Below are 13,469 nucleotides of genomic sequence, written 5' to 3'. Positions count from 1 at the left end.
GCTCCCCAATCAAACCCGGCTGGTAAAGTGATCTACCAGCTTGCCGAGTCCGACCGAATTCGATCCCTTCACAAGGATCGCGTCGCCTGCCGTCAGTCCAAATTCCTGCAGCGCCGCAATCGCCTCGGCTGGTCCTTCGCAATGCGCGAAGGAAAACCCCTTGCCAAGCGTCCCCGCTCCGCCTTTCCCCAAGTGCCGTGCAAGCGCGCGCATCTCGTCGCCGACCAGAACCGCATGGTCGACTTGCGCTTCGGCCAGTGGCTCGGACAATTGTTCGTGGAAAGAAGGCGCAAAGTCGCCCAGCTCTTTCATACTGCCCAACACTGCGATCCGGCGGGTCGATGGCGTATGGCCAAGTTGGTTGAGTGTTGCCCGCATCGAGGCGGGGTTGGCATTGTAGCTTTCATCGATCAGCAAGGCCTTGCCGCCCGTGACATTGATCTGGTGACGCGCACCGCGCCCTTTCAAACCGCCTAGTTCGGCCAGTGCCAGCCCTGCTGCGCCCAAATCGCCGCCAGCAGCTTTGACAGCGCCCAGCACACATAGCGAGTTGGAGATCCAATGTTCTCCCGGTTCGGCCACGGTGTAGCACAAGCGGTGATCTTCGATCTGTGCAGTCACCAGCGATCCGCCATTGGCAGCAGGAATAGCATCAATCAGCCGAACATTCGCGTATTCGGAACGACCAAAGGAGAGGATCTTCGCTCCCAGACGCTCGGCAACCGCACGCAGTTGGGCGAATTCCGGAATGTCGGCGGGAATGACGGCAGTGCCGCCTTCCTCAAGGCCCGAGAATATTTCGGCCTTGGCATCTGCAATCGCTTCGATTGAACCCAGGTTTTCAATATGCGCCGGCGCGATCGTGGTGATCACGGCCACTTGGGGCCGGACATGCTGTGTCAGCTCGTCGATCTCACCCGCGTGGTTCATCCCCATTTCAAAGACGCCATAAGCACTGCGCGCGGGCATCCGGGCAAGGCTCAGCGGCACGCCCACATGGTTGTTGTAGCTGCGGACCGAGCGATGGGCTTGCCCGCGGCTGGACTTGTCGAGCGCGGCGAAGATCGCTTCCTTCACGCCGGTCTTTCCGACCGATCCGGTCACCCCGATGCGGACGGCATCCGCTCTATCTCGCGCCGCATGCGCGAGGGCATGCAGTGCTGCTGAAGTGTCCGCAACCAGCACGTGCGGGCCATCGACAGGGCGGTCTACCAACGCCGCAGAAGCGCCGCTGGCAAAGGCTTTATCGACGAAACGATGGCCATCCATTGCTTCGCCCTTCAAGGCGACAAAAAGGTCACCGGGACGGACATCGCGGCTATCCATTTCCACGCCAGCACACACGAACTCGCCACTGGCAATGCCGCCAGTTGCCATGGCAATATCATGCGTAGACCACAGCGCGAGTGGCAAAGCATCGCGCGCGATCCGGGGCCAGGACAGAATGGCTCTGTGGGCGAAACTGGGGGCACTCATGCGGCGGCTCCCTGCCCAGCAGCGCATTCGCGCGCAACCGTCACATCATCGAACGGCAATATCTTCATGGTTTCTCCCGACCCGATTATCTGGCCTTGTTCGTGGCCTTTTCCGGCGATCAACACGATGTCTTCGGCATTGGCTTCCTGAATGGCCGCAGCGATAGCTTCGCGGCGTCCGCCAATCTCGCGCACATTTGCGCTTGTCCCTGTCGGCACTCCCGCCATCACCGCGTTGCGAATGGCGGCAGGATCTTCGCCGCGTGGATTGTCATCGGTAATGATCGCGATATCTGACGCTTGGGCTGCGACCTGCCCCATCGGGCCACGCTTGCCCTGGTCGCGGTCACCACCGGCGCCGAAAACAGTAATCAGACGGCCGCCGACATGGGGTCGCAGGGCCGTGATCGCCGCTTCAAGAGCGTCTGGCGTGTGGGCATAGTCGACATAGACCGGCGCACCGGCCTGCGTAATCACGGCTCGCTCCAGTCGCCCGCGCACGGGCTGCAGGCGTGCCACGCCATCCCAGACCTGGCCCGCATCACCGCCGGTGGCCAGCACCAGCCCGGCCGCGGTCAGCGCATTGGCAACCTGGTATTCGCCAATCAGTGGCAGGCGCAGCTTGCGCACAGTCCCGCCATGTTCGAGTTCGAGATCCTGCCCCAACTGGGTTGGTGAGCGAGCGAGCAAGCGGATATCTTCCCCCTGCTCGCCCACCGTGAACAGGCGCAGTTCTCGGTTCCTCGCCCGTTCGATGGCCCGGGCGGTCCACTCGCCAGTACCCGTCCAGACCACAGCTGTTCCGCCCGCATCGACGACTTCGTCAAACAGGCGCATTTTGGCATCGAAATACTCGTCCATGCTCGCATGGTAATCGAGATGGTCGCGACTGAAATTGGTGAAGGCCGCCGCCGCAACGCGCAGGCCTTCGTTGCGATATTGCGACAGGCCATGGCTGCTCGCTTCATACGCGACGTGGGTTACGCCTTCGCGCGCCAGTCCACTCATGTTGGAGAGAAACGTGACAATATCGGGTGTAGTCAGGCCGGTCGAAACGCTCTCGTCCGGCGTGGTAACACCCAATGTGCCGATACTCGCGGCCCGCTCGCCCGACATGCGCCATAACTGGCGGGTCATCTCGACGGTTGATGTCTTGCCGTTGGTGCCCGTCACCGCAACGATGGTGTCAGGCACGGGCTTGAAATACTGCGCGGCCAGCAATGCGAAGGTCCGACGCGGCATCGCGCTGGCAATGTGGAGCGCCCCGTCTACCTTGGCTTCGGGCCGCGCCACAACGGCGACAGCGCCTGCTGCGACGGCCTGCGGGATGAAATCTTCTCCGTTCACCGTGATGCCCTGGAAGGCGCCGAAAACCGTGCCGGGCGCGACCTTGCGGTTGTCGATAGCAAAGCCGGTAACAGAGATGTCGGCAGGGCCAGCAAGTGCGATCCCCGCATCCTGGGCAAGCGTTGCGAGGGTCAATGCGATCCCCCCGGCACGAGGCGGCGAAGGTCGGAGATATCGACATCCCGGGTCATATCCGGACGCACGCCCAGCACGGGCCCGATGCGCGGGATCAGACGCCCGACAATGGGGGCTGCATTCCACGCCGCTGTGCGCTGGAACGAGCTGGCCGTCGTCCCTTTAGGTTCGTCCAGCATGGCGATGACGACATAGCGCGGCCGGTCCATCGGGAACACTGCGGCAAAGGTGGATACCAGGCTGGTCCGGCGATAGCCGCCGCTGCCCGGCTTTTCGGCAGAACCGGTCTTGCCGCCGACACGGTAACCGGGTGCATCAGCGTTCCGGCCAGTGCCGTAGAGCGAAATCATTCGGAGCAGCTGGCGCATCCGGCTGGATGTCGAAGCCTTGAAAACGCGGCGGCCCTTGGGGGCCATGCCGGGCTCTACTTTGTTGAGCGTGGCCGGGCGCCAGATGCCACCATTGACCATCGCAGCATAGCCGCTTGCCAAATGCAGCGGTGTCACTGCGATGCCGTGACCGAAGCCGACGGTCATAGATTTGAGCCGACCCCAACGGCTGCTTTGCCAGATCGGATGCCCTCTAGCGGGCAATTCGACATAGGGCCGCTCGTGCATACCAAGGTCGGTCAAGGTCTGGCGCAAACGCTTCTCGCCGAGCTGGTCTGTTACCCTCGCGGTCACTGTGTTCGAGGAATGGATCAGCATTTCCGGGATGTTCAGACTGTTGCCGAGGAAGTGACTGTCCTTGATCGTATGGCCGGAGATCTCGACCGGAGTGGCATCGTAGCGCTTTGCAAAATCGCGCACTTCGCCGGCATCGATCGCAGCTGCAACCGTAAGCGGCTTGAAGGTGGAACCGAGTTCGTAGACCTGGTTGGTCACCCGGTTGAACATCAGCTTCTCGCCACGCTCATCTATCTTGTTGGGATCGAATTCGGGCAGCGAGGCCAAGGCCATGACTTCGCCGGTATCAACATCAAGAACAATGCCAGCAGCGCCCATGGCGTTTACCGACAGCATGCCGCGGCGCAATTCGTCTTCCAGTGCACCTTGCACGCGCATGTCGATGCTGAGCTGGACGGGTTCTCCGCGCAGGGACGGGTCGGACAGGCGCTGGTCAAGGACCTGCTCCATTCCCACACGCCCGTCACCATCGGCGGCAACATAGCCAAGCACATGGGCCGCCATCGTCCCTTGCGGATAATGACGGTCGGTTTCCTGTGGCAGTTCGAGCCCGATCTCACCCAGTTCGAACACGCGGTTTGCGTCTTCTGGCAATACGCGGCGGCGCAAGTATCCGGCCTTGCCGGTCTTCAGCATCTGCAAGACCCGCGCTTCGTCGAGGTCGGGGAAAATGCCCTTGAGATCAGCTGTCACAGCGGCCGGACTCTTGACCAAGGGAGGGCCGCCTTCGCCCAGCGCATCGGGATTAAACCACAGAGCGCGGGCGGGGTAATTGCGCGCCAAGGCAATGCCGTTGCGATCACTGATAACACCGCGGGGTGGCAGCAACGCCTCTTCCAGTGAAGTTGGCCCCGAGGTGCCACCTCCAATGCCCAAGAATGCGATCCGCAACATGGCAGTCAGCGCCACAAGCGCGAAGATCATCGCCACCAGCAACACTCGCAAACGGGCAGTAAGAAGCGCTTCCTGTCGATCCGAAACGAGCCGTACGCGCCCGCTTGAAATGGCGGTACTGACCGTCAGCGAGGTCATTCGGCCACCTGCGCTGCAGGGGTGAAATCCGGTGCTGCAGGTGCCAGGTCGACCGTCATGCCCAGCCTCTCGGCCAGAGATATCTGCGGCTCTTCGGGTGCGTTATCAGTCGCCGTAGCTTCATTGGCCTCATCGGTGACGGCCACTGGTGTCGCTTCTACCGGCTTGCCCGTCAGCGGGGACACAAGAGCGGGGAAATCGCCGCTGGAAGGCGAGCGTGCGACCCGGATCGGTGCCGGCGCACCAGGAGCGGTCGGCTCGCCCAAACGGGCCAACTGGCGTTCGTTTTCAAGATATTGGTCGGCGCGCGGCGCGACATAGCCGAAATCGACTGCATTCCAGTTGGCAAGCTGCTGCTGGTTGGCGCGGGTCTGGAATTCAGTTTCCAGCCGCATGGTTTCACGCTTGAGCGAAACGATCTGGCGTTCGGCCCGCACAACCTCGCTCTTCACCGCATTGACCCGGAAAGTGAGCGCGATGAACAGGGCGAATACGACACCCAGAGCCATCGCCCAGCCAATCTGGCGCAAGCGGCTGCCGCCGACCATCATGCCGCTTCCTTTCGTGCCGGAGCCTCGGTACGCATCGCGTGCCGCAGGGTGGAGGACCGCGCGCGGGGATTGCGCTCGATCTCGACCTCGGAAGGGCGAATGGCCTTCGAAATCGCGGAAAAGATGGCCGGCGACCCCTTGCTCTGGGGAAGATGGCGGGAGGTGCCGCCGGCCTTTCCTGAAGCGCCCTGGAGAAAGCGCTTCACGATTCGATCTTCGAGAGAATGGAAACTGACGACAGCAAGCCGCCCTCCATTCTTGAGCAGTTCTTCTGCAGCCCGCAGACCCCCGGTCAATTCGTCGAGTTCCGCGTTCACATGAATGCGAACAGCCTGGAAACTGCGGGTCGCCGGGTCTTTCGGAGCCGTTCCTTTGTTGGAGTGCGGCCGATAGCCCAGCGCCTTGCGCACCACGCGGGCGAGATCGCCTGTGGTCTCCAAAGGACGCGCCGCGACGATCGCACGCGCGACACGGCGCGACTGCCGCTCTTCGCCATATTGGTAGAGCACGTCGGCGATCTGGTCCGCTTCGGCAGAATTGAGGAAATCGGCAGCGCTAGGGCCATCCTGGCTCATCCGCATGTCCAGCGGCCCGTCGGCAGAGAAAGCAAAGCCGCGCTCGGCCTGATCGAGCTGCATCGAGGAAACGCCAATATCCATCGTGACGCCATCGACGCTGGCAATGCCGACCTCGGCCATGGCATCCACCATCTCCGAAAATCGGCGCGGATGGAGGATGAGGCGCGGTGGTTCTTCGCGCGTTTCTGGCCATGTATGGCCAGCCGCGATAGCATCGGGGTCACGGTCGAACGCATGCACGGTGGCGCCGCGTGCCAGAAGAGCACGCGTATAGCCGCCCGCGCCAAAGGTCGCGTCAACGATGACGTCGCCGGGAGCGGGATCGAGGGCATCGACCACTTCGTCGAGCAGAACAGGGATGTGGGGGGCGTTTTCGGGGATCATTTCTTCTTCCCCTTGGCCTGGGCTTCCGAAACAAGTGCCTGACAAGCAGCCTTGGCCGCTGCCCAATCATCACCCATCCGCATCAATTCCTGCGGGTTCCACAAGGTGAAGAAACGACCGCCTCCCTGGAAATAGAGCCCATCAGCAATCTCGCCGAGGCCGCGCAGATAGTCCGGCATGACGAAACGGCCACTGTCATCAAACGGGATTTCGACGAAGCCGTTGAGCTGTGAAGAGCGAGTTTCGCGATCGAATTCGCGACCGAGCTTGAACGCCATTTCCTCTTCACGATCGAGCTGGGTTTCCAGTTCGAAGCGGCGAGAAAGGCCAAAGCCGGTCAGGCAGTTCCACCGATCATGCTTGGCTAGGCAAAGGGTTCGCGATCCGCCCGAACTGTCTTTGACAGCCTTGCGAAAGAGTGGCGGCAAGACAAAGCGGCCCTTATCGCCCGCCGGCGAATAGGCTTGACCACTATATCCTGCAAAAGCCTGTTCCACTCCCCGCTCGTCCCCGATTTGAGCGCCACATTCGTGGACACACCTTCCCCGCAGCCGCCCGCGCAATCGCTGACGGCGCGCCCCCAGAACGGGGAGCACGCGACGAGACAACATGTCCGATGGAAAGCGGTAATAACTCGGGCGCTTGCGGGATTAAAGGGGAAATCTCGTATTTTTAAGGGATTACGTGGTAAACAATTGTTTTACATGCAATATTTTCGAAGCAAAAGTGTTGACTACCGCTCGGACCGATTCCCCAAAGCTCTCGGAAACGCGTGAAATCCCTCGATTCCCTGTGTCTCGCTCCGCATGATCCCGGTCAATTCTCGCGCCCGTCCCGCACAATCCCCAAGAGCGATTCGAGCACTGCCAGCGACGCGTCTCCGCCCTCGCGGTCTTCCAGCAAGGTCGCATCCGCCACTAACAGCACCCGCCCGCTGCCAACGACGCACCATGCTGCCATCGCGTCTGGCGAGAGCTCACACGCAGATTGAGCGCCGCCGGCGGGATCGATGATCCTGAAGCTGCCAGGCCGGATCGCATCGAAACCAATGCCGTCAAATGCAATCCGTTCAATTTGTGCGGGAGCTTCCGGATCAAACATCAGCTCCAGCCCCCAGCGAGCGAGAATAGGACTGAGCAGCACTGTATCTTGCGGTCGCCTCCGGTCCCCGATCGGGAAATCTGAATGACCGACAAGCATCGGATCGGCGAAGACAAGCGCGCGCCCGCCCTGCCTGACCCATTGATCCAGCGCGACATTCTCGGGGCCGGAAAGCGCGCGTGGCTGGGCCATGACCAAGATATCGAGGGCTGCAAGCTCCTCTGCGGTCAGCGCGTCCATCGGCGCGATCACGAAGCTTTGTGACAATGCGGTATTCGCCCAGTGGGACCCATCGGCCTGCGCTGACAGCTCGTCCAGCGCCCCGCCGGGCTGCCAATAGATCGGTAACGAGGTGAACAGGCCGAGGCTCTGCTCTTGAGTGAGTGTGCCACCCCGATCGCCGGAACACGCACTCGCCAGCAAGGCGAGCAGCGCAGCGGCAATCTGCCTATTCTTCTTCAATCGGCTCGCCCTGTTCAGGCAAGACAGGGCCTTCCGGTACTGGCTCCGCCTCGGCTTCCTCGGGCAGATCGGGGACCACCCCGGCATTTTCCAAAGCGTTATTCTGGGTTGGTTCCGGCTCCGGCTCGACTGTTGGCGCAGCCTGCGGAACAGCTGTGTCTTCGGTCTGTTGCGCGCGGTCCATGATGATATCGGCCACACCGACCAACAAGATCATCGTTCCCAAGCCAAGGAAGCCAACCTTCAGGCGATACACGCCTTCAGCCTTGGTGGCGTCCACTTGCGCATCCCCGCCCCGCAGGGAGGCTGGACGCAGATTGCTGGGGATCAGGTTCATGAGCGCGATTCTAGACAGCCGTGGCTGAACGTCAATCAAACAGGGTCAGGTACCCTCAAGCCAGTCGAAAACCGGCAGGCCTTTTTCCCGCAGCCAGTCTGCACTGTAGAGGCTGGAGAGATAGCGAAATCCGGTGTCACACAGGATCGTAGCCACGCGAGCGTCCGTACGCCCCTCGGCCACCAGCTTCTTGCCAAGGGCAATCGCACCGGCCACGTTGATGCCACTCGACAGACCAAGGCACAGCCCCTCTTCGCGCAGCAGACGGGCAACCCATTCCAGCCCCTCTTCATCCGAGATGCGGAACTGGGTGTCGATCGGAGCCCCTTCGAGATTGGCAGTGATCCGGCCTTGCCCGATCCCTTCGGCGACCGAGGAACCCTCGGCCTTCAGCTCGCCATTGGCATAGTAGTTGAAAAGCGCTGCACCGTGCGGATCGGTCAGCGCGATCATGCAATTCTCGTCGCGTTCCTTCAGACCCATGCCGACACCGGCAATGGTTCCACCGGTACCCGCAGCGCAGGTAAACCCGTCAATCCGGCCTTCCAGCTGCTCCCACAATTCGGGCGCAGTCCCCTCGATATGGGCCTTGCGGTTGGCGATATTGTCAAACTGGTTGGCCCAGACCGCCCCTTCGGTTTCCTCAGCCAACCGGCGCGAAGTGTGTACGAAATGGCCCGGATTGGCGAATTTGGTCGGGGGGACCAGAACCAGCTCGGCGCCTAGCGCGCGGAGCGTGTCCATCTTCTCTTTCGACTGGTTGTCGGGCATGACGATGATCGTCTTGTAGCCCAGCGCATTGGCGACCAGCGCAATGCCGATCCCCGTATTGCCCGCAGTACCTTCGACGACCGTTCCGCCTGGTTTGAGGTCGCCGCGCTGCTCTGCATCACGGATGATCGCAAGCGCCGCCCGGTCTTTCACCGAGGCGCCAGGATTGGCGTATTCGCATTTGCCGTAGATGTCGCAACCAGCGGCTTCGCTGGGGCCGGCAAGCCGGACAATCGGCGTGTTGCCGATCAGGTCAAGCGTATCGCTGTAAGGCGCAGTGATATTCATGCTGGCGCAGGTAGGCGTTCCCACCCGCAGCGCCAACAAAGATCAATCTTCAGGCGCGATAGTAACCTTCAGCCCGTCAAGATCATCAGTGAAGGGCAGCTGGCACGACAGGCGCGATGATTCCACGCGGTGGTCGGACGATTCCAGCAGATCATCCTCATCTTCGCTCATTTTGGGCAGCTTGTCCGAGAACGCCGGATCGACATGGATATGGCAGGTGGCGCAGGAACAGCAGCCGCCACACAAGGCCAGCAACTCGTCAAAACCGTTGTCGCGGATGGCTTCCATCACGGTCAGGCCGTTCTCGACATCAATGGCGCTCTCTTCGCCAGAACGATTGACCACTACCAGTTTCGGCATCACTTGCTCCGTATTCGCGAATGCATCAGGCGGCCTATCGGCCTTCGGCACGGGCTGCTAGGCGGTGCGCGGTTCAAAGGCAAGAGAGGCAATTAGATAGTGGGACTGACGAGCGACCAGATCAGGGGCGGATTGGACGACCTCGCCAACCGCGAACCACGCATCGCAAGCGCTCTCAAGATCGCCGGTTATCCCGAGCCGCGCATCCGCCCGACCGGGTACAAGACATTGCTGCGCACGATCGTCGGCCAGCAAGTGTCAGTCGCCGCTGCCACTTCCATGTGGAACAAGCTGGAGGCTGAACTGGGCGAGGATTTTACCCCGTCATGTGTGCTCAGTCGAGATTTTGATACGCTGCGTGCCTGCGGCCTCTCGCGCCAGAAACAAGGCTATGCCCGCAGCCTGTGCGAACTGGTCGAAAACGGGGCGGTCAACTTCGACAATCTGCCGGAAAATGACGAGGAAGCCATCGCCGACCTGACCAGCATCAAGGGGATTGGCCGCTGGTCGGCGGAGATCTACCTGCTGTTCGCAGAAGGTCGGGCCGACATCTGGCCAGCCGGCGACCTGGCCGTGCAAAAGGCGGTGGGACGCATCATGGGCCATGACGAAATGCCCAAGGAAAAACTGGTGCGCGAAATTGCCGAGGATTGGCGCCCGCATCGCGGTGCCATGGCGATCTTCGCCTGGCATTCCTACAATATGGAAGCAATCTAACCGCTTCTTCAACGGGCCGGAGCCGCCATTTGTCGAACAAGGCATGGCAATTCCGCCCGCGCATCACCACTTTTCCGCTTCACACAACAAACGGATATTCCATGACCGCATCGATTGACGCCGCCCCCCTGATCCCGCGTGACGCCCTGTTCGGCAATCCGACCAAAACCGGAGCGCAAATCAGCCCCGACGGGCGCTGGATCAGCTGGTTGGCCCCGCGCGACGATGTGCTCAATGTCTGGATGGCCCCAAGCGGTGATCCGGATGCGGCCAAGCCGATGACAGCGGACACAGAACGGCCGATCAGGGAATATATGTGGGCCCCCGACAGCCGGAGCATCCTGTACATCCAAGACAAGGGCGGCGACGAAAACTTCCTGCTCTATGGTGTGGATATCGAAAGCGGGAAAGAGACCTGCCTGACTCCGTTCGAGGAAACCCGGGTCATGCTGGTGGGCGGCTCCGACACATACAAGGACAGGATCCTGGTCGGCCTCAACAATCGCGACGCGCGGTTCCACGATGTCCATCTGCTGGATCTGAACACAGGCGCATTGTCCCTCGTCCTGGAGAATAACGCCTATGCCGGCTTCCTTGCTGACGATGATCTCCAGCTGCGTCTCGCCATCCTGCCCAATGCGGATGGCGGCACCGATTACTTCAAGGTGGTCGACAATGTGGTCGAGGAAACACCCTTCAAATCGACCGATATTGACGATGCGCTGACCACCAGTCCCGGCGGTTTCACCCGCGACGGCAAGACGATGTACTGGATGGACAGTGACGGCAGGAACACCGCCGCGTTGCTGGCGATGGACTGGGAAACCGGTGCCACGACGCTGATCGCCGAGGATGACCGCGCCGATATCGGCGGAAGCTTGCGGCACAAGGATAGCGGCGAAGTCCTTGCCTATGCCGTGACCTACCTGAAACGCGAATGGCACGCGCTCGACGATGGAATTCAGGCAGCCTTCGACTTTCTGGAGAGCCAGTTCGAAGGCGAATTCGGCATTGCCAGCCGTACTGATGATGATCGCAAATGGATCGTCGGCAATGATCCTGTCGTCAAACCGAGCGCTAGCTATGTCTATGATCGCGATGCCGGGACACTGACGAAGCTCTATACCACGCGGCCCGAACTGGAAGGCGCGCCGTTACAACCGATGCACACGCGCGAGATTTCCAGCCGCGACGGGCTAACCCTGCCCTCCTACCTCACGCTCCCGCCAACCAGTGATCCTGACGGTAACGGCGTACCGGAAGCGCCGCTGCCAATGGTGCTGTTTGTGCATGGCGGGCCGTGGGCGCGCGACGGATACGGCTATAACGGGCATCACCAATGGCTCGCCAATCGCGGCTATGCGGTGCTGAGCGTCAATTTCCGTGGCTCGACCGGTTTCGGCAAGGATTTCATCAATGCTGCCAACCTGGAATGGGGTCGCAAGATGCATGATGATCTGATCGACGCGGTGGATTGGGCGGTCGACCAAGGCATCGCGCAACGCGACAAGATCGCGATCATGGGCGGCTCTTACGGCGGCTATGCGACGCTGGCGGGCCTCACATTCACACCGGAAGTCTTCGCCTGCGGGGTCGATATTGTCGGTCCATCGAACCTCGAAACGCTGCTCGAATCGATCCCGCCTTACTGGGAGCCGATGGTGGCGCAGTTCCACACCCGGATGGGCAATCCGAATACGGAAGAGGGACTGGCGCTGATCAAGGAACGCAGCCCGCTCTACAAGGCAGGCGACATCGTCAAACCGTTGCTGATCGCGCAAGGTGCCAATGATCCACGCGTCAAGCAGCCGGAAAGCGACCAGATCGTCGACGCAATGAAGCAGGCAGACATTCCGGTCACTTACCTGCTTTATCCCGACGAAGGGCATGGCTTTGCGAAGCCTGCCAACAACATCGCGTTCAGCGCGGTGGCGGAGAACTTCCTCGCTACCAATCTTGGTGGCCGGGCCGAACCGATTGGCGATACCGTGAAGGAATCAACCGCCGAAATCCCGGCAGGCGCGCAATTCGTAGACGGTTTGGCCGAAGCCACGGCTTGAACCACCTGCCCCGGTCCTGCATGGTTCGACCCACTTTTTCGGGAGACCCAGCATGAGCGAACGCAAAGCCATATTCATCACAGGTGGAGGGTCCGGCATTGGCCGGGCCATTGCGCTGAAATTCGCAGCCGAGGGTTGGTTTGTCGGTCTCGGCGATATCAGCGAGAGTGGTATGCGAGAGACCACCGATCTGATCGGCAATGGCTTCACCTACAGCCATGTCTTCGACGTGCGTGATCGCGCCGCATGGGACGAAGCGCTGGATGCATTCGTGCTGGCCAGTGGCGGCCGGATGGATGTGCTGGCCAACAATGCTGGGATCCCGATTGGCGGCTCGTTGATCGAGAACAACGAAGACGAAATCACCCGCTGCCTCGACATCAATCTCAAAGGCGTCTTGTTCGGGGCCCAGGCAGCCCATCCCCATCTCAAGAAGGCTGGCCCGGGATCATGCCTGCTGAACACAGCTAGCGCCGCCGGGATTTACGGCAGTGCAGGCGGATCGGTCTATTGCGCGACCAAGTTCGGGGTGCGTGGCATCACGGAATCGCTCGACGGGGAATGGGCCGGTGATGGCATCAATGTCCGCTCGTTGATGCCAAGCTTTATCGACACACCGCTGCTCGACATGGTGCCCAATGCCGGCACCAACGAACATATCCGCAATCGCGTGCAGACCGCCGGGCTGGAGATTACGCCGGTCGAGGAAGTGGCCGAAGCCGCCTGGCGTGCGGTCCACGAAGACAAGCTGCACTGGACTGTCGGCAAGACTGCCAAACGGATCGCCTTTGCCGCGCGCTGGATGCCGGGCCGTGTGCGCAAGCAGATGCGCGACGGTGGTAGCCTGCAACTGCTTGGCGACTAGACGTCACAATGCGTTGATCGCCTTGGCCAGATGCACATCGCGGAGCGACAATCCGTCCGCGTCATGGGTCGTCAGGGTGATTTCGACCCGGTTGAAAACATTGAACCATTCGGGATGGTGATCTTGCTTTTCCGCCAGGATCGCCACCCGGCTCATGAAACCCCAGGCCTCGATGAAATCGCCAAATTCAAAAGTGCGCTGGATCGCATCCTTGCCTTCAGCCATTTCCCAGCCTTCGAGGGTGGACAGCCAGGTGCTGCGTTCTTCATCGGTCAATTGGACGACGGACATTGGCGGGCTCCTTACACATTGCGACAGCT

At 61.1% G+C, this 13,469-nt stretch carries 14 protein-coding genes; 3 read left to right on the top strand and 11 right to left on the bottom strand.

Features of this window, described 5'->3' with window-relative positions:
- Positions 1-9: 9 nt before the first annotated feature.
- The 10 genes from ABD653_RS12980 to ABD653_RS12935 form a co-directional block, all read right to left on the bottom strand.
- Positions 10-1,476, bottom strand: coding sequence for a UDP-N-acetylmuramoyl-tripeptide--D-alanyl-D-alanine ligase (locus ABD653_RS12980; protein ID WP_160779066.1), 1,467 nt, complete (start codon positions 1,474-1,476; stop codon positions 10-12).
- Positions 1,473-2,957 carry a UDP-N-acetylmuramoyl-L-alanyl-D-glutamate--2,6-diaminopimelate ligase gene (locus tag ABD653_RS12975; RefSeq protein WP_160779065.1) on the bottom strand — a complete coding sequence of 495 codons (1,485 nt, stop codon included), beginning with the start codon at positions 2,955-2,957 and terminating at the stop codon, positions 1,473-1,475. Before ABD653_RS12975 ends, ABD653_RS12980 begins: the two co-directional genes overlap by 4 nt.
- Positions 2,954-4,675, bottom strand: coding sequence for a peptidoglycan D,D-transpeptidase FtsI family protein (locus ABD653_RS12970; RefSeq protein ID WP_160779064.1), 1,722 nt, complete (start codon positions 4,673-4,675; stop codon positions 2,954-2,956). Before ABD653_RS12970 ends, ABD653_RS12975 begins: the two co-directional genes overlap by 4 nt.
- Positions 4,672-5,226, bottom strand: coding sequence for a hypothetical protein (locus tag ABD653_RS12965; RefSeq protein WP_160779063.1), 555 nt, complete (start codon positions 5,224-5,226; stop codon positions 4,672-4,674). The genes ABD653_RS12970 and ABD653_RS12965 overlap by 4 nt, the downstream gene beginning before the upstream one ends.
- On the bottom strand, positions 5,223-6,188 hold the full coding sequence (gene rsmH / locus ABD653_RS12960; protein ID WP_160779062.1) for a 16S rRNA (cytosine(1402)-N(4))-methyltransferase RsmH: 966 nt from the start codon (positions 6,186-6,188) through the stop codon (positions 5,223-5,225). Before rsmH ends, ABD653_RS12965 begins: the two co-directional genes overlap by 4 nt.
- Positions 6,185-6,685: a division/cell wall cluster transcriptional repressor MraZ gene (locus tag ABD653_RS12955; protein ID WP_160779061.1), complete on the bottom strand. Its 501-nt coding sequence runs from the start codon at positions 6,683-6,685 to the stop codon at positions 6,185-6,187. Before ABD653_RS12955 ends, rsmH begins: the two co-directional genes overlap by 4 nt.
- A 319-nt stretch (positions 6,686-7,004) precedes the next feature.
- The gene (locus ABD653_RS12950; RefSeq protein WP_160779060.1) at positions 7,005-7,751 is read right to left on the bottom strand and encodes a Gldg family protein; all 747 of its coding nucleotides are present in this window, start codon (positions 7,749-7,751) and stop codon (positions 7,005-7,007) included.
- Positions 7,738-8,088 carry a hypothetical protein gene (locus tag ABD653_RS12945; RefSeq protein WP_160779059.1) on the bottom strand — a complete coding sequence of 117 codons (351 nt, stop codon included), beginning with the start codon at positions 8,086-8,088 and terminating at the stop codon, positions 7,738-7,740. Before ABD653_RS12945 ends, ABD653_RS12950 begins: the two co-directional genes overlap by 14 nt.
- 45 nt (positions 8,089-8,133) lie before the next feature.
- Complete coding sequence (locus ABD653_RS12940; protein ID WP_160779058.1) at positions 8,134-9,147, bottom strand: cysteine synthase A; 1,014 nt, start codon at positions 9,145-9,147, stop codon at positions 8,134-8,136.
- Between the two features lie 42 nt (positions 9,148-9,189).
- The gene (locus ABD653_RS12935) at positions 9,190-9,507 is read right to left on the bottom strand and encodes a 2Fe-2S iron-sulfur cluster-binding family protein (protein WP_160779057.1); all 318 of its coding nucleotides are present in this window, start codon (positions 9,505-9,507) and stop codon (positions 9,190-9,192) included.
- A 99-nt stretch (positions 9,508-9,606) separates the two neighbouring features.
- Between ABD653_RS12935 and ABD653_RS12930 the strand changes: the two genes are divergently transcribed.
- The 3 genes from ABD653_RS12930 to ABD653_RS12920 all read left to right on the top strand — a co-directional run bounded on the left by ABD653_RS12930 (position 9,607) and on the right by ABD653_RS12920 (position 13,149).
- Entirely contained in the window at positions 9,607-10,224 is a 618-nt protein-coding gene (locus ABD653_RS12930; RefSeq protein ID WP_160779056.1) for a DNA-3-methyladenine glycosylase family protein, read from the top strand.
- Between the two features lie 101 nt (positions 10,225-10,325).
- A complete protein-coding gene (locus ABD653_RS12925) occupies positions 10,326-12,284 on the top strand; it encodes a S9 family peptidase (protein ID WP_160779055.1) in 1,959 nt (652 codons plus the stop codon).
- Positions 12,285-12,336: 52 nt separating this feature from the next.
- Positions 12,337-13,149 carry an SDR family oxidoreductase gene (locus ABD653_RS12920; protein WP_160779054.1) on the top strand — a complete coding sequence of 271 codons (813 nt, stop codon included), beginning with the start codon at positions 12,337-12,339 and terminating at the stop codon, positions 13,147-13,149.
- A 3-nt stretch (positions 13,150-13,152) separates the two neighbouring features.
- Here ABD653_RS12920 and ABD653_RS12915 read toward each other — a convergent pair whose 3' ends face one another.
- Complete coding sequence (locus tag ABD653_RS12915) at positions 13,153-13,440, bottom strand: 4a-hydroxytetrahydrobiopterin dehydratase (RefSeq protein ID WP_160779053.1); 288 nt, start codon at positions 13,438-13,440, stop codon at positions 13,153-13,155.
- Positions 13,441-13,469: the final 29 nt, after the last annotated feature.

This window comes from Parerythrobacter jejuensis (assembly GCF_039536765.1).
Lineage (GTDB): Bacteria > Pseudomonadota > Alphaproteobacteria > Sphingomonadales > Sphingomonadaceae > Parerythrobacter > Parerythrobacter jejuensis.
Note: the sequence above shows the minus strand (reverse complement) of the source record. Positions and strands in the feature narration are given on the sequence as shown.

Excerpts from the sequence above, each read along its gene's own strand:
- ABD653_RS12970 (WP_160779064.1), bottom strand. The coding sequence starts at position 4,675 with ATGACCTCGCTGACGGTCAGTACCGCCATTTCAAGCGGGCGCGTACGG.
- ABD653_RS12935 (WP_160779057.1), bottom strand. The coding sequence starts at position 9,507 with ATGCCGAAACTGGTAGTGGTCAATCGTTCTGGCGAAGAGAGCGCCATT.
- ABD653_RS12925 (WP_160779055.1), top strand. The coding sequence starts at position 10,326 with ATGACCGCATCGATTGACGCCGCCCCCCTGATCCCGCGTGACGCCCTG.
- ABD653_RS12980 (WP_160779066.1), bottom strand. The coding sequence starts at position 1,476 with ATGAGTGCCCCCAGTTTCGCCCACAGAGCCATTCTGTCCTGGCCCCGG.
- ABD653_RS12965 (WP_160779063.1), bottom strand. The coding sequence starts at position 5,226 with ATGATGGTCGGCGGCAGCCGCTTGCGCCAGATTGGCTGGGCGATGGCT.
- ABD653_RS12915 (WP_160779053.1), bottom strand. The coding sequence starts at position 13,440 with ATGTCCGTCGTCCAATTGACCGATGAAGAACGCAGCACCTGGCTGTCC.
- rsmH (WP_160779062.1), bottom strand. The coding sequence starts at position 6,188 with ATGATCCCCGAAAACGCCCCCCACATCCCTGTTCTGCTCGACGAAGTG.
- ABD653_RS12940 (WP_160779058.1), bottom strand. The coding sequence starts at position 9,147 with ATGAATATCACTGCGCCTTACAGCGATACGCTTGACCTGATCGGCAAC.
- ABD653_RS12945 (WP_160779059.1), bottom strand. The coding sequence starts at position 8,088 with ATGAACCTGATCCCCAGCAATCTGCGTCCAGCCTCCCTGCGGGGCGGG.
- ABD653_RS12920 (WP_160779054.1), top strand. The coding sequence starts at position 12,337 with ATGAGCGAACGCAAAGCCATATTCATCACAGGTGGAGGGTCCGGCATT.